We start from the raw sequence: 20625 nt of genomic DNA, 5'->3' as shown, positions 1-20625 counted from the left end.
AATAGGAAAGCGCTTCAATATGAGGCGCTTTTTTTTAACAATAAATATAATTTTAAGTAGAGATAAGTTCATTTTTGCTTTTTGTGGCTGTTTCGAAGATGTAATTTGCTGTTTTTTAGTGCACTAAATATTAATTCAGTATTTCAAATACGAGTGATTAGTTTTTTAACAAAAATTATATGTATATTTTTGTAACGAAAATCCTTATTTATGAAAAAACTTTTATTAACCGTTTCCATTTTTGTTGGAATCACCACAATGGCTCAGGAAGTCAAAACTGATGTTGCTAAAACAGACACCGTAAAAGCATGGTCTGTACAGGGGCAAAATACATTAATGCTCAACCAGGCAGCTTTTTCAAACTGGGTTGGTGGAGGAGCTAACAATGTTGGATGGCTTGCCGGGGTTAATTATAACCTTACTTATGAAAAAGGGAAGGATCTCTGGGAGAATATCATCATTCTGGGGTATGGGCAGAATAACACAAAAGGTATCGGAACCAGAAAAACACAGGATGTGATTAATCTTTCCACCAATTACGGGCGCGAATTTGCCAAAAACTGGTATCTTTCTGGAGGAATAGGCCTTCAGACTCAGTTTGCAGGAGGTTATGAAGATGGGAATAATCCTGATGCTAAAAAGATCTCCAATTTTATGGCTCCGGGATATCTCAATATTGGTGCCGGTGTTACATACCGTCCCAATGACAACTTTACAATGACACTTCGCCCTGCCAATGCAAGATGGACATTTGTATTGGACGAAGATCTCCAGACCGCAGGAACTTATGGACTTAAGAATGATGGAGATTCTTCTCTGTTCCAGTTCGGTTTCCTGGGTACGGCTATCTATAAGATCAAGATCATGGAAAATATCAACCTGACCAATACTGCATCGGTATTTTCAAACTATCTTGACCATCCTGATCATTTGGTGCTTGGGTACAGCGGAATCCTTAATATGAAGATCAACAAGTTTATTTCAACGAATATTACACTGGATCTGTTGTATGATCATAACCAAATCCAAAAAACACAGCTTAAGCAGACTTTAGGAGTGGGATTCGCATATAATATCGATAATGGAAAGAAACGTTCCGATAAGAAAGATAATCAGTCCTGGCTGAAATAATAAGACGGAGGAGGGAGGCTGGAAGTTACTAGTAGACTTATAGTTTCTGACAGTATAATAAAGGAATTATCTCTTGAAAAGAACAAGAGCTTAGATTCGACTTGAATAACCATCTTCAAGCTTCGAACTCCCATCTCACCTAATAAAAAAAGCACTTCATTTCGAAGTGCTTTTTGATATCAATTTATATTAGTCTTAAAATTCTATATCAACCTGAAGCTTTTCAGCTAAAAGTTTTGAGATTTTTTCTTTAAGCGGTTCAATGTCGATGTTCTGCATGGCATCATTGGCAAAAGCATATAAAAGCAATGCCTGAGCTTCTTTCTTGGAAATTCCTCTTGCTCTTAAATAAAACAGTGCATCTTCATTAAGCTGGCCTACTGTACATCCGTGAGAACATTTTACGTCATCTGCAAAGATCTCCAATTGAGGTTTGGTATCAATGGTAGCTCCTTCGCTTAGCAATACATTATTGTTCTGTTGGTAGGCATTGGTTTTCTGGGCAATTTTATCTACGAAAACCTTTCCGTTGAAAACACCGTGTGCATTTCCATCGAAAATACCTTTGTAATTCTGGTAGCTTTCACAGTTCGGAAAATTATGGTGAACTGCTGTATGGTGGTCCACCAGTTGATCTTTTCCAATAATCGTGATTCCGTTCATAAACGAATTGATATTGTTTCCGTTATGAATAAAATCCAGATTGTTTCTTACCAGTTTTCCTCCGAAAGAGAAAGTATTTACAGTAGTTAAGCTGTCTTTTTCCTGTCTTGCAAAAGTACTGTCGATCAGATATGACGTGTTGTTGTCATTCTGAAGCTTATGCCAGTCTGCTTTTGCATTGGGATACGTAAAGATTTCCGTCACAGAATTCGTCAGTACATACGTACTGTCAAAATTATGGTGACTTTCTATAACCTCAACTTTTGCTCCTTCTTCTACAATCAGTAAGTTCCTTGTATTGTAGAATGTGTTTTCTTCCTGATTTTGAGAGATGTAGAAAATATGGATCGGTTTTTCGATCACTACATTTTTCGGAACTTTTAGGAAGAAACCGTATTTGCAATAGGCAAGATTTAAGTTCGTAAAAGCAGTGTCTTTAGAAGCAATGGTATTGAAATACTTATCAAATACTTCTTTGTGTTTCTCATCATTCAATGCGTAGTTGAATGAAAGAAATTCTACATTCTCAATAGAAACTTTTGAAAGTTCTTTATGAAGTTTACCGTTTACAAAAACGATCCAGTCAAAATTCTCTTCACCTAAATGCAGCTGATCCAGCTGTTCTTTGGTAATATTATGACTTTCTTTAGGGAAAAAATTATAGTTTTTCTCTGTGATCTCTTTGATGCTGGTATATTTATATTCTTCGTCTTTTTTTGTCGGAAAACCTAAGTTTTCGAAATTCTGAAGAGCAGTTTTTCTATCTTCATCCAGAAATCTGTGACGAAGGCTCTCCAAAAATTCACCGTGATTGTCAATAATCTGATCGTATAAAGCCATTACTGATATTTCGGCCATCACACCTTATTTTATATATTTGAAATAATACTATTTACTGCGGTTTTTCCGCATCTTCAGAAAGGATTGATAAAATCCCTGCTGAAAAGAGTTGCTTCTTAGTTAAGAAGCCAATCGTAGCCTTTTTCTTCAAGCTCTAAGGCAAGAGATTTATCACCGGTTTTGATGATCTTCCCATTGGCAAGAACGTGAACAAAGTCAGGCTGGATATAGTTAAGCAATCTCTGATAGTGAGTGATCAGAAGAACCGCATTTCCTTCATTTTTAAAGTGGTTCACACCATCTGCGACAATTCTTAATGCATCAATATCTAATCCTGAATCCGTTTCATCAAGAATAGCCAGTTTAGGATTAAGCATCATCATCTGGAAGATCTCGTTTCTTTTCTTTTCACCTCCGGAGAAACCCTCGTTAAGTGATCTCGAAAGGAAATCTTTTTTTATACCTAATTGCTCAGATTTTTCACGGATAAGGGCAAGCATTTCTTTGGCCGGCATTTCCTCCAATCCATTTGCTTTTCTTGTTTCGTTTAAGGCAGCTTTAATAAAGTTGGTTACAGAAACTCCCGGAATTTCCACTGGATACTGGAAAGAAAGGAAGATCCCTTTGTGCGCTCTGTCTTCAGGAGCATCTTCGCTGATGTTTTCTCCCTGAAAAAGAATTTCACCATCCGTAACTTCATAATCTTCTTTTCCTGCAATAACAGAAGAAAGAGTAGATTTTCCAGCTCCGTTCGGTCCCATAATCGCATGAACTTCCCCCGGTTTTATTTCAAGATTAATACCTTTTAAAATTTCTGCGCCATCTTCAATTTTGGCGTGCAAGTTTTTTATCTCTAACATATATTCAAGTTTATCGCAAGATCAGACTGACGTTTTTGTCTTTTGTAATCCTAACCATTAATTACAAATGTACCGAAGTCTGCGAATGAAATACTATTTTTAATTTATTTTAAACATTAAGAAGTCAAGTTCATCTTAACGTATTATTCTTTTTAAGCAAACCAATAAAATTGATTTGAATTAAAATCTTTAAGTTTTACAATCTACTTAATGCTTTCGTTTTTTTCCTACTATTCACTAAGTTTTCCAAAATATTCATTTATTAAAGAAATCATTGATTTAGTAATATTATCCGTATAAAAATTAATTAATACAATCCCTTTTCTTTTAATTCATAAGCCAAGCATAGTTCGTAAACACTTTCCAGCAGACCCGGCCCCAATTCTTTGTAGACCTTGATGGCACATCCTATGATATCATAAGAAAGCTGGGTTACTTCTGCTTTGGTTATACTTAATTTTCTTCAAAAAAATTGACTTATCAATTCCTTCCTTCTTTAACATTAAAATTTTAAGAAAGCAAAATGCTTAACTTCTTAATGTTTATATTATTATCCAACAGAACCCTCAAGAGAGATCTCCAATAATTTCTGAGCCTCAATGGCAAATTCCATTGGAAGCTTATTCAATACTTCTTTACTAAAACCATTTACAATCAGAGCTATAGCTCTTTCTGTATCAATCCCTCTCTGGTTACAGTAGAAGATCTGGTCTTCTCCGATTTTTGAAGTAGTAGCTTCATGCTCCAGTTGGGCAGTAGGATCTTTGATTTCAATATAAGGAAAAGTATGTGCACCGCATTCATTACCCATCAACAGGGAATCACATTGGGAGAAGTTTCTGGCTCCTTTTGCAGAAGGCATTACTTTTACCAGTCCTCTGTATGAATTCTGAGATTTTCCAGCAGAAATCCCTTTTGAAATGATCGTAGATTTGGTATTTTTTCCAATATGGATCATTTTTGTTCCTGTGTCTGCATATTGGTGGTTGTTGGTCACCGCAATAGAATAGAACTCACCGATGGAATTATCTCCTTTCAATATACAGGAAGGATATTTCCATGTTATGGCAGATCCTGTTTCAACCTGTGTCCAGGAGATTTTTGCATTTTTTTCGCAAAGTCCTCTTTTCGTTACAAAATTGAATACTCCACCTTTTCCTTCTTCATTCCCCGGATACCAGTTTTGAACAGTAGAGTATTTAATTTCTGCATTATCCATTGCGATCAGTTCCACAACAGCTGCGTGAAGCTGGTTTTCGTCTCTTGATGGGGCTGTACAGCCTTCAAGGTAAGAAACATAACTTCCTTCATCAGCAATCACAAGCGTTCTTTCGAACTGTCCTGTTCCTGCCTGGTTGATACGGAAATAAGTGGAAAGCTCCATCGGGCATCTTACGCCTTTTGGAATATAGCAGAAACTTCCGTCAGAAAATACTGCGGAATTCAGTGCTGAATAAAAATTATCTCCTCTTGGAACTACTTTTCCAAGATACTTCCTTACTAAATCAGGATGGTTTTTAATGGCTTCTGAAATGGAACAGAAAATAATTCCTTTTTCCATTAAAGTCTCCTGGAAAGTGGTTTTCACAGAAACGGAATCTATTACGATGTCTACAGCAACTCCTGAAAGTCTTTTTTGTTCTTCGATATTGATTCCTAATTTTGCAAAAGTGGCCAACAATTCAGGATCAACTTCATCCAAGCTCTCCAATTCAGGTTTCGCTTTCGGTGCGGCGTAATATTTAATAGCCTGAAAATCAGGGTTTTCGTATTTGATATTTGCCCAGGTTGGTTCTGTCATCTTCAGCCAGATCCTGAAAGATTCCAGACGCCATTCTGTCATCCATTCCGGCTCCTCTTTTTTCGCGGAGATCGCACGGACGATATCTTCATTTAAACCGATTGGAAACTCTTCATAGTCTATCTTCGTTTCCCACCCGAATTCATATTTTTTATTTTCGAGATCAACTCTTAAGTCGTCTTCAGTATATTTACTCATTTTAATAGATTTTAGATGTTAGTTTTTAGAAGTCAGTTTTTGCAATGTGCTCATTTCTAACTTCCGGTTTCTAACTTCTAATTATAAAGAAAAACTTTCTCCACAACCACACGTTCTGGATGCATTAGGATTGTTAAAAACAAACCCCTTTCCGTTTAATCCTCCTGAATATTCAAGGATTGTTCCTGCTAAATAAAGGATAGACTTTTTCTCAACAATAATTTTGACATCATTGTCTTCAAAAACTTGATCTGCGTCTGTCTTTTGATTGTCAAATCCCAAAACATACTCTAAACCAGAACATCCTCCACTTTTTACCCCTACTCTTATATAGTCTTCAGCAGGGTTGAAACCATCTTCCGACATAAGTTGGATGGCTTTTGCCTTTGCTTGGTCTGATACTTTTATCATTGTATTTATTTAGAATGATTTAATTATGCAAAAATACGTACAATAATTAGGAAATAAAAATCGGGAATTTTATTTTATCGATTTTTATTATTGATGGCTTAACTTTGTTAACCTTTTGAAATCCAAACAATAAATTTATTCTATAATGAAAAAAATAGGCATCATTGCTTTAGCGCTGTTAATGCAGCATATTTCCGCACAGAATAACCGATTTGTTTATCAGGTTACCATGAAACCGGATGCGGAAGATAAAAATGAAATTAAAACTGAAAATGCATATTTAGATATCTCCGCTGAAAAGTCTCTTTTTTATTCAGAAAACAGATATAAGAGAGATTCTATCCTGCAGAAAGCTTTCCAGAGTGGAGGAGGCAGAGGTTCCGTGAGCAGAGAGCAGATGGAAGGGGTGAGAACCAATATCAATTATTCTGTAGAAAAAGATAAAGCCAGCCAAAAGACCTATTTTAAGGATAGGATAGGAAGGGATGTCTATGTTTATGAGGAAGACCGTCCGTTGAACTGGAAAATGTTTTCTGAAACAACGAAGATAGGAGATTATAAAGTTCAGAAAGCAACGACGGAGTTTGCCGGAAGAATATGGACAGCTTGGTTTACTACGGATTTACCTTATCAGGATGGACCGTATAAGTTTGGAGGACTTCCTGGCCTGATTGTGAAAGTAGAGGATGATAAAGGTGATTATTCTTTTGATTTAATGAAGAATTATAAAATTGCTGAAATCGTAACCTTGAACCAGTTTGGAAATACTTTGAAAGTAAAAAGATCGGATTACCTGAAACAGCAGGAAAAATTTAAAACAGATCCAATGTCATTCATGCAGAGTGGCGGGAGGGGAGGTTTTTCTGCACCACCAAGATCCGGTGGCGGCAGGGGTGGAAATCAGAACCCTGCTGATATGAGGAAAAGAATGGAGGAGAGGGTGAAGAATGAAACCAAGAAAAACAGCAATCCTATCGAACTGCAGTAAAAAATAATCCCCTGGAGAATTCTTCAGGGGTATTTTATAGGTGTTTTTTCTAAATTATTTTATTGTAATACATTAATTCTGTATGTCCACATACTTTTTAATAATTGCAATAATATTGAAATTTTTATTATAAATGAATGATCAGGGCAATACATAAAATTGTGAGCAAATGTTCTGGTTTCTGAATCCACAAAGCTGAAGCTCCGGGTCTTCTATATTCGACATTATACGAGTACCAAGGTGTATGTTTCATTCCTCCACCGATATTTTCACAACATTTTTAGAAATTTTTTATAACAACAGATTACTTTAAAAGTTGGTTAAAAGTATCTCCCTGCCTAATATCTCCTGTATTATATCCTTTCATAAACCATTCTTTACGTTGTGCAGATGATCCATGGGTAAAGCTTTCCTGATTTACATAGCCTTGAGATCTTTTTTGAATATTATCATCACCAACAGCTTGGGCTGCATCTATGGCAGATTGTATATCGCCCGGTTCAAGAATACCTTTTGTATCATTTGTTCTTTTTGCCCAAACACCAGCATAAAAATCTGCCTGAAGTTCGGTGGCAACAGAAACTCTGTTCATTTCTGCCTCAGGATATCTTCCGCTTCTTCTCAGCTGGTCTACCTTTTGTGTGGTTCCAAGAAGAGTTTGCACGTGATGTCCTACTTCATGAGCTAAAACATAAGCAACAGTAAATTCGGTTACTTTGGCTCCAAATCTTTGTTGAAGTTCATTAAAAAAGCTCATATCCATATAGATTTTCTGGTCTGCTGGGCAATAAAACGGCCCCATGGCAGATTGTGCTGTTCCGCAGCCGGATTGTGTGGTTTCTTCAAAAAGAACAATCCCCGGCTTTGTATATGTCATGCCATTTTCTTTAAAGATCTGGTTCCAGGTAACAATGTTCCATTTACCCATCATATCAACCATTTCTCCAATTTTTTGCTCTTCGGCTGTAAGTTCCCGCTGTTGCCCATTTCCGGAAGATTGTATACTACCTGAGTTCAGAATGCCTGAAGGATCACCTCCTAAAAAGAAAATAATCGCAGCTATAATTAAAGTTCCGAGGCCTCCACCTACAACCATACCTCCATTACCACCAGAACCACGGCGGTCGTCTACGTTCCCGCCTCTATCGTCTGTCCATTTCATAACAATTTTTTTTGCCCTGTAAATTTAAAATAATATCATTACTAAATTACTACTTTTGTGAAAAATTACGGCCCACGTGAAAAAAATTAAACTTTGCCTGTTATCGGTTGGGATCATGGCACTTACAGCTTGTAAAAAAGAAAAGGAAGATGAAGTAAATAGTGTAGATAAGACTGGCTCTATTGAAACAGTACTATCTGTTGAGCACCTGGATACTGCGGATATTCTTATTACCAGACACAAGATATGGAAAGACAAAAAGCTTTTTAAAGAGATCATTAAAAAAGATACTATCCCTGGTTTGGGAGACACCCTTGTTGCTGGAGAAGACGGTGACGGCAATGACCATATTGCCAAAACGAAAAAAGACTATGAATTTTTTATAACGGTTCAATAATGAAAAAGTCCAGTTCTATAAAATTACTTTTCGTAACGGGTGTGTTGGCTGCCTGTTCCCAGGAAAAGCCGAAAGATCAAAAAGAAAAGAAAGTCTATATGAGGTCTGACACTACAGCTTCTTACACGAGAAGTCATGGTTTTTTGGCGGGAGTCCTTCTTTATCATGCGTTCAGACCGTATGGGGCTTACAGCTATGGATCTTATCAGAAGGCCGGTTATTACAGTGATGCGATAAGCAGCAAATCCAATATCGGAAGAAATAATTTCAAAGGAAATGTAGTAAGAGGGCAATTGGGAAGAAGCGGCTTTAGTGCCTCATCATAAATTATGGAAAGAATTCAGTCACAGTTCAGGAAAAACTGGCAGCATAAACTAGAGAACTTAGGGTTTGGGTACCATTCTCTGGATGGTCTTTATTGGGATGAAAGTCATTATTACCAGTTCAGCCCGGAGGAAATTAATACAATAGAAAACGCGACTGCAGAACTCTGGCATATGTGCCTGGAGGCTGTAGATCATATTATAGCAAAAAACCTTTGGGAAAAGTTCAATATTCCCGAATGGTTCCAAAATTATATCATCACAAGCTGGGAAGAAGATCACCCTTCAATCTACGGAAGGTTCGATTTTGGTTTTGACGGCAAAAATTTGAAATTACTGGAATTTAATGCTGATACGCCTACTTCGCTGTATGAAGGATCTGTGATCCAATGGTACTGGCTCCAAGAGCTGTTTCCCTATAAAGATCAGTTTAATTCCATTCATGAAAAACTGGTGGGATACTGGAAGCATCTTAAAAATTATATGAACCCGCACCATATTTATTTTGCATCTCTTACCAATATTGAAGATGTCACCAATGCGGAATATATGCGTGATTGTGCTTCTCAGGCGGGATTTGATACAGAATTTATTCCTGTTCAGGATATCGGCTGGGCTGAGGATATTTCAGAATTCGTCGCCGGTGACCGGTCAATCATGGAGTATATTTTCAAGCTTTATCCTTATGAATGGATTCTTGCAGACGGTTTTGGAGAAAAGCTAGTGAAAAACGGTTTCAGATCCCAATGGATTGAACCTGCATGGAAAATTTTACTTTCTTCCAAAGCACTTCTACCGATCCTTTGGGAGATGTATCCCAATCATCCTTACCTGCTGGAATCTTATTTTGAGCCCAAGCATCTGAAAGACTTTGCTAAAAAGCCAATTTATTCCAGAGAAGGAGCTAATATAATCCTGCATAAAAATAATATTCCGGTTGAGGAGAACGATGGTGTCTATGGGAAAGATGGTTTTATTTACCAGCAGTTATTTGACCTTCCCAACTTTGATGACAATTATCCGGTGATTGGCAGCTGGGTGATAGGACAGGAACCTGCCGGTATCGGGATCAGAGAAAGTGTTCATCTGATCACCAATAACCAGAGCCGTTTTGTTCCTCACCTTATAGGTTAAGTTTCTTTTCTTTTAGCCAGAATGATGTAGACTGATAAGCAGAAACAGCATCATTGACCAGTTTCTGCTCAGGATTCTTCATTAGTTTTTCATGATAATAAAGCTTGAATTCAGGAGCGAGGCTGCTGGATTCAAGCTGTAAAGAATACTGTTTTACCTTTTTAATGGGTGAAATGATCGTTAAATACCCGTCTTTTACCAAGCCGAGATCCTGATAAGTGGCGATATAAGCTTTTGGCTGGAATTCTTTTTTGAAGACATCCTGGCCAAGGAATTTAGAGGTATAATTGAAATTCAGCAGTCCGAAAAGTGTTGGCATGATATCGATTTGGGACATCAGCTTATCAAACTTCTGAGGCTGAATGAAACCTTCTGAAAAAATCATCGCCGGAATTCTGTATTTGTCCATAGGAAGTTCTGTTTTCCCTGCACTGGATGCGCAGTGGTCGGCAATGATCACGAAGACTGTGTTTTTATACCAATCCTGTTTTTTAGCCATTTCAAAGAACATTCTAAGTGAATAATCAGTATATTTTACACCTCCGTCACGGGATTTTGCTGTTCCTGGAATATCAATCCTTCCGTCAGGATACGTAAAAGGTCTGTGGTTGGAAACCGTCATCCAATGATTGAAAAAAGGTTTGCCGGATTTGGCCTCAGCATTCATAGTCTGAATTGCTTTTTTAGCCATATCTTCATCGGCAACGCCCCAGACATTGGCAAAGGTGATTTCTTCGGGTTTAAAATTGTTTCTGTCAACAATATCATAACCGTTTCCGGCAAAGAAGTCCTGCATATTATCGAAATAACTGTAGCCTCCATACAGAAATTTTACATCATATCCTTTGGATTTGAATACACTTCCCGTCGTGAATTTATTTTTGTTATCGTCTCTTTTGATGACGCTTTCCCCTGCGGTAGGAGGAATGCACAGTGTTAACGCTTCAAGTCCCCTTACGGTTCTGTTTCCGGTAGCATAAAGATTGGTGAACAGTATAGAACGGTCTGCCAGGCTATCCAGGAAAGGAGTGATTCTTAAAGTACCTCCATAATGTTCCATAAAATCAGCGGATAAGCTTTCAATAGAGATCAGCACCACATTTTTCTTAAGTTCCGGATGTTCTGAGGCTACATTTCTTGATAATGAGGGCTCGGCATACTGGTTTAAAAAGTTTTTTTCAGCTTCCTGCTGGGTAATTTGCGGATAAAACTGGAAATAGTCCAGCTCATTGTGGGTAAAGGCCCAATAAAATTTTGGCAGTCCGTTATTTTCAATCTCATCAGCAAAAACATTGTCTGATCTGATATGCATTAATGAAGATACTCCTAAAAAACTAATGCCGGACAAAACAGTAAAAGTTCCCAGCAATACCATTTTTTGTTTAAAATTTGGCAGCTCTAAAAGCTCATCTTTTGTCTTTTTATAAATAAACCACGTAATGGCTAAAGTGATGATAAGAATGGCTGAAAATAAAGGAATAACCGGATAACTTTCCATGATGTTTCCAATAACCTCATTGGTGTAAATTAAATAATCTACCGCAATGAAGTTATAGCGCACCCCGAACTCATTATAGAAAAAGTATTCACTTACAGCGTTAAAGATAATGAGAAGAACATACAGCAACAGTGTGATGAAATACAGAACATTCCGGATCCTGATCCTTTTTGAAGGGAGAAAAAGCATCAGACCGAAGAAAATAGTTTTGATTCCTACAAAAGCAAGAACTACTTCTGTAACAGATCCTCCATACTGATCGAAAATATTGTTTGGAATAAGTAAAATGTATAGGAAAAGCAGAACCAATGCTCCGAAAATAATATGTCCGTATGGCTTATTGTATTTGGAGTTTGACAGGAATAAAAAGTAAACTGCCAATAATGTACTGGCTAAAGTAAAAACAAAAATATCATTTAACAGACCGATGGATAAGACTTTAATAATTTCAAAAAAACCAAAGCCCGAAGTTGTAATAGGGTGGAATAGAAAAACGATCCTTAGTATCAATGAAATGACCAGATAGAAAATCCCTAAATATAGGAATGGTTTTATTTTACCTTGAAACATGTACAATAGTCTGTGTTAATTCGCGCAAAGATAGTTTTTGTATATAACTTTTAAATAAAAAAAGTGGAAATATGATATTTATTATAGTTTTTTTAAATTTTTATTGAAGATTTAACTTATTCTGTAATTTTAAATAGTAAGCTAAAAGGGTGATGGAATGCCGAATATCATTAAAAAAGGGCTATTAAAAATAGCCCTGTATAGTGTTAAGATGTAATAAAGATTAAGAATGCCCGAAACCGATGTTTCCCTTTTTGTCTGATATATTCTTTTTAAAATCAATCATTCTCAGGGCAGTTACTGCTGCTTCTACGCCTTTATTCCCCAGGTCTCCGCCGCTTCTGGCTATAGACTGTTCCTTGTTGTCGTCTGTCAATACGCAGAAAATAGTAGGGGTATCTGTTAAAATATTACAGTCTTTGATTCCCTGTGCTACAGCAGAGCATACAAAATCAAAGTGAGGGGTTTCACCACGGATTACACACCCGACAGCAATGACTGCATCGTATTTTCTTTCTTTGCATAGCTGCATGCTTGCATAGTTCAGCTCAAAAGCACCCGGAACCGGAAAAAGCTTAATGTTCTCTGGTTTTACCCCTTCTTTTTCAAGGATTTCAAGGGCTGCATCACGAAGATTGTAAGTTACAAAATCATTCCACTCAGAAAAAACAATGCCGATAGAAAAATCTTCGGCATTTGTTATATGAAGTGGCTTGTAATCGGAAAGATTAACTGTTGCCATTTTTTAAAAGTATTTAGTCATTTCAATATAAGAGTCAGACATTCCGTTATCATAGTCCTGATACTTCTCGTCAATTGCAGAGAAATATTTTTTAGCTTCTGCATTTTTCTTTAATCCTAATGCTACAATACCTGCTTTTCTTGTGAAATAATAAGTGGTATAAGGATCATCAGAAGCAGTTGACGCTTTATCTAATAAGGAAAGAGCCTCATCGTTTTTATTAAGTCCTGATTTTGCATCTGCCATAGCACCGAATTTCAATGCCATTAGTGTTTTGTTGTCAGATGAAAATTTGTCTAAAAGATCGTAAGCTTCCTGGAATTTTCCTTCTTTGAATTTTAATAAACCTGCATTATAAGCAGAAAGTTCACCCACTTTCGTGTTTGAATATTCATTATATGTTCCTAAAAAACCCGGATTGGCTGCAGATTTCCCGCCTAAAGCTTCTTTATCCTTACCTTCCGTCTGTTTTTTCTGAGCAGCAAGAAAACTTTTTACAGCTTCAACGTTCTTAGGAGCCACTACAAACTGTTTGTAAGCAAAGAATCCTAAAACACCCAAAACCAGCACTCCGAATATAATACCCAATTGCTTTGAATATTTCTCAAGGAATCTTTCAGTGTTTAAAGCCTCTCTGTCAAGGTCTTTAAAGAACTCAACCGTTTCTTTACCTTCTTGCTCATTTGGAGCATTCTTTCCCAATTTTGCCATAAATTCTTAAAAATTGAAATGCAAATTTAATTGTTTCTGAATGATTTACAAAATACTTTGACAGTATTATTAATGAAATGTTATAAAAGAGTAATTTAAATCTTGATTTTACTTTTAAATAGGTGCTTGGACTTCGCTCAGCATGACTCTCTAATCGTATTTTTTATAAGCGGTGTCAGGCTAAGCAGAGTCGAAGTGTTATATCGTTAGCTCAGACAGGTTAGTATTCAAGGATGTTATAAATCTCTGCCCCGAATTTTCTCAGTTTTTCGTGGCCTTTCAAATCTTTCAGACCAATAAGAAAACTGAACTGTGAAACGTTTGCCCCTTGTTTTTCCACAAGTTTGGCGGCGGCTTCGGTAGTTCCTCCTGTTGCTAGTAAATCGTCATGGATAAGGATTCTTTGTCCTGGCTTGATCTGCCCTTCACGAGTTTCGATGATGGCGCTTCCATATTCAAGGTCATATTTTTCTGAAGCCACCGGTGGCGGAAGTTTACCTGCTTTTCTGATTAAAATGAAAGGAACTTCCAGAGCTACTGCAATGGCAATTCCGAACAGGTAGCCCCTGCTTTCTATACCGCAGACTGCATCTACTTTTCCTTTACTGAAAGCGGCAAGGTCTGCAATGACATGCTTATAAAGCTTCGAGTCCAGAAAAATGGGTGAGATATCCTTGAATTGAATTCCCGGAACAGGAAAATCAGGGAAATTCTCAATTGTTTCTTCAAGTTTTTTAATCAGTTCTTTTGAAGCCATTAATTACGGGTTTATTTTATAGCTGGAAATCTTCCAGTCTCCATTTACATTTTTAAGTCCGAAAGTTACCTTTAAAGAAGTTGTTTTTCCGTTTTTATCCGTAACGTCATAGGTTGCATTTACACTTGCGCTGCTAGGGTTGCTGGCATTGGTTGTGATGTTTTTCACACTTACGTTTTTTACGGATCCAAAGCCTGAAGTTGGATTGGAGAACGATTCATAGCTTCCCCAGCTAGGGTTGCTTGAAGTTTCATAGGCTGCCTTAAGGTTTTGAGAGTTTACACTGCTTAAAAACTTACTTACTGTATTTTTTGGATCTGCAGACGGTTGTTTAGGTGCAGCCGGAGTAGTTGATGCTGCGTTTGGATCAGTAGGCGTAGTTGGTATTGCTGTAGGATTGTTTGTATCGATTGAAGCGTTAGGATCCTGTTTTACAGCCGTTGAATCAGTTTTCGGAGGAGCCGGAATTTTCAGAGCTGATGGGTTTACATCAAGTCCGATCTTAGACATTTTGAATGTCTTGGCTGTTGTTTTTACTGAAACGGTAATATCGATTTTGTTGTCAACTACTTTTGCTGCAGGAATAGAAGAGAATTTTAAATTAAATCCTTTAAAGTTATTATCCTGCATAAGATTTTTCGCTGTAGAAAGCTTTACTCCGTTGCTGAAGACTTCCAAAGTGGCTTCTAAACCTGCACCTGTAAATGAAACAGGATTTCCTGCAGCATCTACAAGCCTAGGAACGATCTGAATTGCAGTAGGAGCGCCGTTTCCATCATCACCTGTAGGCTTGGTAACAATGCTTAATGAGTTTGCTTTTACATCGTTGGCGTCGGTTTCTTTGGCTTTGTCATCTCCGAAGATATTCATTTCTCCAAGAGAAGGCGGAGAGGTACTGGCCCATTCAATCCCGTTTTTCTGTGCAACTTCATCGGCCAGTCTAAGGATTTCAGGTACTTTTTTTCCGTCGATAAGCTTTCCCAGTGCTTTAAGTTCTTCTACATCACCTTCTGCCTCTACACCGAACGTCTTTAGGATGTAAAGCGCTTCATTGAATTTGATCTGTTTAATAGTTGAAAGGCTGGAAGTCATGTCATTGATACTTGACTGCAGTGTTTTAGTATTCGTAGCATCTACATGATCCTTCTTACATGCTGTAAATAGCAACATGCTGAGAACAAGTAGAAAAGAAAACTTTTTCATTTTATTTTGTTTATTGCAAATTTAATAAAACCTTTATTAATAGTGAGTTTTTATTTTTCTTTTGTTCGCTTTTAGATTCCGGATTTATATTGAAATTTTAATTTTTATCTTTATTTTGCTGCTCTTTCAAATCATCCTTGAAAAATGAACTAAAGATGCTCTGCATGTTCGGGAAGGATGGTTCCTGCCAATACTTGGCCTTATAGTTACTGTTTTCCTTATCAAATTTCACTTTTTCTATATCGTCGTTATTACTGAAATTAAGTTCCGCAGGATAAAAGTTATTGTAGAGGATAATCTGGTTGTAATTTGGTTCGCTTTTGTGTTTAAGTTTTACAAAAGCTACTTCATTGTATTCAAGGAAATCTTTCAGGCTTTTTTCTGTACCTTTTTCAAAAGACATATTGAGTATAGTTCTGATATCATAGAATCTGAATCCAAATAAAGAAAACTCTTTCTCCTGAAGAGCGGCACCCGTCACCTCAATCTGATCTTTACGTTCTCCTTTTAATTCTTTGATGATATTTCTTTTGGTTTTATATTCTTCAGGATTTCCTACATTTTTGAGTTTCGGAAGCTGCAAAGAGTTACCGTAATCCCATGTTGAAGTTGCTTTCTTTTCGTTTTTGACTTCTAATCTGAAGACCCTATACTGCTCAACATTTGTACTTTTCAGTTTTTTGGTTTTGTTATCAAAAATATAGGTAACTATTCCATCTGCGTAGCTGTTTAATTTACTGTTCACGGTTACATAAGCATTGAAATTTCCTTTGATCATAATATATTTCGCAGGCTTAGTGTTCTTGATGAGTACGGTTTCTATTTCCTTAACCTGATCATTTATTTTAATGACATCCTGATTAAGTTCTGAATAGGAGAGAAGTGCAACAGGAAAGTTGTTGTAAACCAATTGGAACTTTTCCTGAGAAGGGGATATTGCCTGCTTATTAATTTTGCCATCAATATCAGAAAAAGCAAGGATGCTTCCATCTTTCCCGAAAACTGAAACTTTGGGTAAAGGTTTATTCGTCTGTTCAGAAACAAAAGTTATAGTTTGTGCCTGAATGAGGCTAAACAGGAAAATGAACACGGTGAAGAAGAGATAACTTCTTTTCATAATGATATTTTGTTTTTATGGTTTACTGAAATAATTCATCAATCTTTATTATAAGACACACAAAACTCAGAATGGTTGTCTGATACAGTTTAAAATGTTTATCTGTCTGCATAAAAAAAGACTGATCATTACAATCAGTCTTTTTTATTTTATTTCTGTTACAAGTCCTTAGAAAGGATACTCATAAATTTCAGATTCATGTAAGAATGGGTTTCCTGTAGGAATCAACTTTAATTTAGATAAAGCGCTTAATACAGTAAACATAAACAATCCTGCTACGAATAAAACAGCTCCTGCTATTAATAGGAATACTTCAGGATTTTTCCAGTAAGGTCCTACCGTTCCCGGCATTACCATATTGAAGTAATCTAAAAGGTGACCTAAAATAACCACTACAGCCATAGTTGTTACTACTTTGTAGTTTCTCTTGATGCTGCTGCTTACTAATACCAATAAAGGTAATAAGAAGTTGATGATCAGCATTGGTAAGAATGTAGGTCCGTAGTGCTGGAATCTTCCAAAGAAGTAGTTAACCTCTTCCGGAACGTTCGCATACCAGTAAAGCATGAACTGAGCAAACCATGTATACGTCCAAAGCATACTTGTAGCGAAAAGGAATACTCCTAAATCGTGTAAGTGGTTGTCATTGAACTGAGGTAAGAATCCGTTTTTCTTCAGATAAACACTTAGAAGAATGATCACAGCAATTCCACTTGAAAGACAGCTTACCATTGAATACCAGATATACATTGTAGAATACCAGTGAGGGTCAATAGACATCAACCAGTCCCAAGCCCAAGCAGCAGAAGCAAATCCGAAGAATGCGATATATCCTACTGCCCATCTGTAAAGCATCTGATAATCTACTTTAGATTTAGTTTCATCTACTTTCTTAGACTGAGCTTTCAGTTTCCATGCAAAGAAAGAAGCACCTACTACATAAATGATTGTCCTGATAGCATAGAAAGGAATGTTTAAGAATCTTTTCTTTTCGAAAAGAATCACATCGAAATGTGCAGAATTAGGATCTGTCAATTCGGGATCCATCCAATGGAATAAGTGGCCATTGTGAGTGATATTCAGTATCATCATAATAACCAGGATGGCACCACCATATGGAATATAAGAAGCAATAGCTTCCATTACTCTTGTAATAATAATAGGCCAACCTGCGTGTGCAGCATGCTGAATACAATAGAAGAACAATACAGCACAACTAACTCCAAAGAAAAAGACAGCTACAAAATGCAGCGATGCCAGAGGCTGGTTGTGAACCTGAAGCTCTGCATGCTCTAAATGAGACGCATGGTCCTGAGGTCCTACCATTTCACTTGAGTGTGTAGGGGCGGTATGACCGGCAGAATGAACCGCTTCCATCATATGCTCTATTCTCTCAGTAGTCATTCCTTTATTCATGAAGAAACCGATAGCAAATAGAACTAAACCTACAACAAGAAGGATTATAGAAGTTGATTTTAATTTTGGTGAAAAACTATACATTTCTTTTCTTATTTTTTAGTTGCGGTAGTAGTCTCTGTTGTTTCGGCAGCTGGTGTAGCTGCTGCTGGTGCTGGCGCTCCTTTTTTGAAGGCATTCATCACATACATTGCCACTCTCCATCTGTCACCAGGGTTAAGCTGGCCAGCATAGGATCCCATTGCATTTCTACCGTTAGTTAATACATAATGAACAGATCCTACAGTAAGTTCTCTGTCAGCATAGTTAGGTACACCAGAGAAAGCTCCGCTTTGTACAATTGGTCCTTGTCCATCGCCTCCAGTTCCGTGACATGTTGCACAAGTACGATCAAACAGCATTTTTCCTCTTTCAATATCTTTAGCTGCATTAGCAGGGTTAAGAGGTGATCCTGTCATCTTTTTGGAAGCATCGTAGCCTGCGTTATATTCGTCTACATTTTTAGGAAGAGGACTTTCTTCGAAAATTCCGTCTTTATTTTGAGCAACTGAACCTTCTACAGGAGCAAGTCCTGTTGCAAAGCTATTTTTAACGAAAGCAGGGATTTCATTTTCATGATCTGAATAAGCATCCTGAGCTTTCATCAATGGATCATAAGCTACCGGAAAATACATATCCGGGAAATATACCAATGGTGTATTTTCTTTTGGTCCGCATGAATTAAGTAAAACCGTTGCTAAACCTAAAATAGCTGTAATTTTTAATACATTCTTTTTCATTTTAAGCGTCTTTAACAGTTATTTCTTCAACTCCAGTTTCAATAAGTAACTGCTTTACAGACTCTACGTCTTCAGTTACAAACTCCATAAGGAATTTATCATCAGTAGTTCTTGGATCTGGGTTCTGAGCCGGAGCTCCCGGATACATTTTGTTTCTAACTAGGAAAGTTAAAGACATCATGTGAGCGGCACAGAATACCATTAATTCAAACATTGGAACTACGAATGCAGGCATGTTATGTGCCCAGTCAAAAGCAGGTTTACCACCAATATTTTGAGGCCAGTCATGATTCATTACATACCATGTTACAGTAGCACCAATGGTAACACCATAAAGAGCATAGAAGAATGCGGCATCAGAAATTCTGGTTTTCTTTAACCCTAAAGCTTTATCAAGTCCGTGAACCGGGAATGGAGTATAAACTTCGTTTATCGCAATTCCTTTATCGTTGAATGCCTTAACGCCGTTCATTAAATCGTCGTCGTCAGCATAAAGTCCGTATACAATTTTAGTGGTGCTCATCTCCTTCTTTTGCTTTATAAGTTTCACCTGAAATTTTCAGAATCGATTTTAATTCAGCCTGTGCAATTACAGGGAACGTCCTTGCGTATAGTAAGAATAATACAGAGAAGAATCCGATTGTTCCTAAGTATACACCCACATCAATGATCGTTGGTTTAAACATAGTCCAAGATCCTGGTAAATAATCTCTCGAAAGGTTGATAACGATGATATCGAAACGCTCGAACCACATACCGATGTTGATGATCAATGCAACGATGAAAGTCCAGATAATATTTGTTCTTAGTCTCTTGAACCAGAATGAAGCAGGAACAACAAGGTTACAGATGATCAGTGACCAGAATGCCCACCAGTAAGGTCCTACAGCAGCACCTGGAGAAAGGTATGTAAAGTCTTCGAATCTTGAACCTGAGTACCATCCGATGAAATATTCAGTAGCGTAAGCCACAGTTACCATCCCACCTGTTAGGATAATTACGATGTTCATAATTTCGATATGATACATTGTGATATATTCTTCAAGGTGACATACTTTTCTTGCAACCAGCAATAAGGTTTGTACCATTGCAAATCCTGAGAAGATAGCACCGGCAACGAAGTAAGGAGGGTAGATTGTAGAGTGCCATCCTTTAATAACCGAAGTTGCGAAGTCAAAAGATACCGTGGTGTGTACGGAGAATACAAGTGGGGTTGCCAAACCTGCAAGAACCAAAGAAAGCTCTTCGAATCTCTGCCAGTGCTTTGCTTTACCACCCCATCCGAAAGCCAGGAATGTATAAATTTTTCTTGTCCAGGGAGTTTTAGCTCTATCTCTGATCATTGCAAAGTCAGGGATTAGTCCCATGAACCAGAATACAGTTGATACTGAGAAATACGTAGAGATCGCAAATACGTCCCAAAGCAGAGGAGAGTTGAAGTTCCCCCAAAGAGACCCGAACTGGTTAGGTAATGGGAATACCCAGTATCCTACCCAAACTCTACCCATGTGGATTACAGGGAAGATTGCCGCCTGTACAACCGCAAAGATTGTCATTGCCTCTGCAGATCTGTTTACAGACATTCTCCAACGCTGTCTAAATAATAATAATACTGCGGAGATTAGGGTCCCGGCGTGACCGATACCTACCCACCATACGAAGTTGGTAATATCCCAACCCCAGTTAATAGTTCTGTTAAGCCCCCATGCTCCAATACCTGTTCCGATAGTATAAGCGATACAGCCAAATCCGTAGATGAATAGAACTAAGGCTGCATATAGTGAAATCCACCATAGTTTACCTGCTCTTTCTTCGATAGGTCGTGCAATATCTTCTGTGATATCGTGATAAGTTTTGTGACCAATAATTAGAGGTTCCCTTATCGGAGCTTCGTAATGTCCTGACATTTTTTACCTATTTATTA

21 protein-coding genes are annotated in these 20625 nt (G+C 37.4%); 5 read left to right on the top strand and 16 right to left on the bottom strand.

The features are described from left to right. The first annotated feature begins 210 nt into the window (after positions 1-210). Positions 211-1131: a DUF3078 domain-containing protein gene (locus tag DRF60_RS01395; RefSeq protein ID WP_116010330.1), complete on the top strand. Its 921-nt coding sequence runs from the start codon at positions 211-213 to the stop codon at positions 1129-1131. Between the two features lie 195 nt (positions 1132-1326). On the opposite strand, the gene sufD is transcribed toward DRF60_RS01395, so the two are convergent. From sufD to DRF60_RS01370, 5 genes are all read right to left on the bottom strand, one after another. Beyond that, a complete protein-coding gene (gene sufD, locus DRF60_RS01390; RefSeq protein ID WP_185144565.1) occupies positions 1327-2634 on the bottom strand; it encodes a Fe-S cluster assembly protein SufD in 1308 nt (435 codons plus the stop codon). A gap of 116 nt (positions 2635-2750) precedes the next feature. Further along, on the bottom strand, positions 2751-3494 hold the full coding sequence (gene sufC, locus DRF60_RS01385) for a Fe-S cluster assembly ATPase SufC (RefSeq protein WP_116010329.1): 744 nt from the start codon (positions 3492-3494) through the stop codon (positions 2751-2753). 307 nt (positions 3495-3801) lie between these two features. Then, on the bottom strand, positions 3802-3876 hold the full coding sequence (locus DRF60_RS21485) for a GxxExxY protein (RefSeq protein ID WP_238639963.1): 75 nt from the start codon (positions 3874-3876) through the stop codon (positions 3802-3804). 168 nt (positions 3877-4044) lie between these two features. Then, complete coding sequence (gene sufB / locus DRF60_RS01375; RefSeq protein ID WP_116010328.1) at positions 4045-5493, bottom strand: Fe-S cluster assembly protein SufB; 1449 nt, start codon at positions 5491-5493, stop codon at positions 4045-4047. A gap of 81 nt (positions 5494-5574) precedes the next feature. Beyond that, positions 5575-5904: a HesB/IscA family protein gene (locus tag DRF60_RS01370; RefSeq protein ID WP_116010327.1), complete on the bottom strand. Its 330-nt coding sequence runs from the start codon at positions 5902-5904 to the stop codon at positions 5575-5577. Between the two features lie 145 nt (positions 5905-6049). Here DRF60_RS01370 and DRF60_RS01365 point away from each other — a divergent pair, with 145 nt between their 5' ends. Further along, positions 6050-6892 (top strand): GLPGLI family protein, encoded by an 843-nt coding sequence (locus DRF60_RS01365; RefSeq protein WP_116010326.1) that lies wholly within the window; start codon positions 6050-6052, stop codon positions 6890-6892. 304 nt (positions 6893-7196) lie between these two features. Here DRF60_RS01365 and ypfJ read toward each other — a convergent pair whose 3' ends face one another. Beyond that, positions 7197-8054 (bottom strand): KPN_02809 family neutral zinc metallopeptidase, encoded by an 858-nt coding sequence (gene ypfJ, locus DRF60_RS01360; protein WP_116010325.1) that lies wholly within the window; start codon positions 8052-8054, stop codon positions 7197-7199. Between the two features lie 76 nt (positions 8055-8130). Here ypfJ and DRF60_RS01355 point away from each other — a divergent pair, with 76 nt between their 5' ends. From DRF60_RS01355 to DRF60_RS01345, 3 genes are read left to right on the top strand one after another with little or no spacing between them, the layout of a single operon-like run. Continuing rightward, a complete protein-coding gene (locus DRF60_RS01355; protein ID WP_123902610.1) occupies positions 8131-8451 on the top strand; it encodes a hypothetical protein in 321 nt (106 codons plus the stop codon). Further along, positions 8451-8777 (top strand): hypothetical protein, encoded by a 327-nt coding sequence (locus DRF60_RS01350; protein WP_116010323.1) that lies wholly within the window; start codon positions 8451-8453, stop codon positions 8775-8777. Before DRF60_RS01355 ends, DRF60_RS01350 begins: the two co-directional genes overlap by 1 nt. A gap of 3 nt (positions 8778-8780) precedes the next feature. Beyond that, positions 8781-9908, top strand: a complete 1128-nt coding sequence (locus DRF60_RS01345; protein ID WP_185144562.1) for a glutathionylspermidine synthase family protein — start codon at positions 8781-8783, stop codon at positions 9906-9908. Here DRF60_RS01345 and DRF60_RS01340 read toward each other — a convergent pair. From DRF60_RS01340 to nrfD, 10 genes are all read right to left on the bottom strand, one after another. Continuing rightward, a complete protein-coding gene (locus DRF60_RS01340; RefSeq protein WP_116010322.1) occupies positions 9898-11976 on the bottom strand; it encodes an LTA synthase family protein in 2079 nt (692 codons plus the stop codon). The two genes, DRF60_RS01345 and DRF60_RS01340, sit on opposite strands and share 11 nt — an antisense overlap. Positions 11977-12199: 223 nt before the next feature. Then, on the bottom strand, positions 12200-12718 hold the full coding sequence (gene ribH, locus DRF60_RS01335) for a 6,7-dimethyl-8-ribityllumazine synthase (RefSeq protein WP_116010321.1): 519 nt from the start codon (positions 12716-12718) through the stop codon (positions 12200-12202). Between the two features lie 3 nt (positions 12719-12721). Continuing rightward, positions 12722-13429 (bottom strand): YfgM family protein, encoded by a 708-nt coding sequence (locus DRF60_RS01330; protein WP_116010320.1) that lies wholly within the window; start codon positions 13427-13429, stop codon positions 12722-12724. 220 nt (positions 13430-13649) lie between these two features. Continuing rightward, complete coding sequence (locus DRF60_RS01325) at positions 13650-14186, bottom strand: adenine phosphoribosyltransferase (RefSeq protein ID WP_116010319.1); 537 nt, start codon at positions 14184-14186, stop codon at positions 13650-13652. 3 nt (positions 14187-14189) lie between these two features. Further along, positions 14190-15389 carry a hypothetical protein gene (locus DRF60_RS01320; RefSeq protein ID WP_116010318.1) on the bottom strand — a complete coding sequence of 400 codons (1200 nt, stop codon included), beginning with the start codon at positions 15387-15389 and terminating at the stop codon, positions 14190-14192. 97 nt (positions 15390-15486) lie between these two features. Next, the gene (locus DRF60_RS01315) at positions 15487-16506 is read right to left on the bottom strand and encodes a hypothetical protein (RefSeq protein ID WP_116010317.1); all 1020 of its coding nucleotides are present in this window, start codon (positions 16504-16506) and stop codon (positions 15487-15489) included. A gap of 168 nt (positions 16507-16674) precedes the next feature. Further along, positions 16675-18006, bottom strand: coding sequence for a quinol:cytochrome C oxidoreductase (locus DRF60_RS01310; RefSeq protein ID WP_116010316.1), 1332 nt, complete (start codon positions 18004-18006; stop codon positions 16675-16677). 8 nt (positions 18007-18014) lie between these two features. Further along, positions 18015-18701 carry a c-type cytochrome gene (locus tag DRF60_RS01305; RefSeq protein ID WP_116010315.1) on the bottom strand — a complete coding sequence of 229 codons (687 nt, stop codon included), beginning with the start codon at positions 18699-18701 and terminating at the stop codon, positions 18015-18017. 1 nt (position 18702) lies between these two features. Beyond that, positions 18703-19224: a DUF3341 domain-containing protein gene (locus tag DRF60_RS01300; protein WP_034724188.1), complete on the bottom strand. Its 522-nt coding sequence runs from the start codon at positions 19222-19224 to the stop codon at positions 18703-18705. After that, positions 19211-20608 (bottom strand): NrfD/PsrC family molybdoenzyme membrane anchor subunit, encoded by a 1398-nt coding sequence (nrfD, locus tag DRF60_RS01295; RefSeq protein WP_040993281.1) that lies wholly within the window; start codon positions 20606-20608, stop codon positions 19211-19213. The genes DRF60_RS01300 and nrfD overlap by 14 nt, the downstream gene beginning before the upstream one ends. Positions 20609-20625 lie beyond the last annotated feature (17 nt).

This window comes from Chryseobacterium elymi (genome assembly GCF_003385495.1).
GTDB lineage: Bacteria > Bacteroidota > Bacteroidia > Flavobacteriales > Weeksellaceae > Chryseobacterium > Chryseobacterium elymi.
This window is presented reverse-complemented; position numbering and strand designations above follow the sequence as displayed.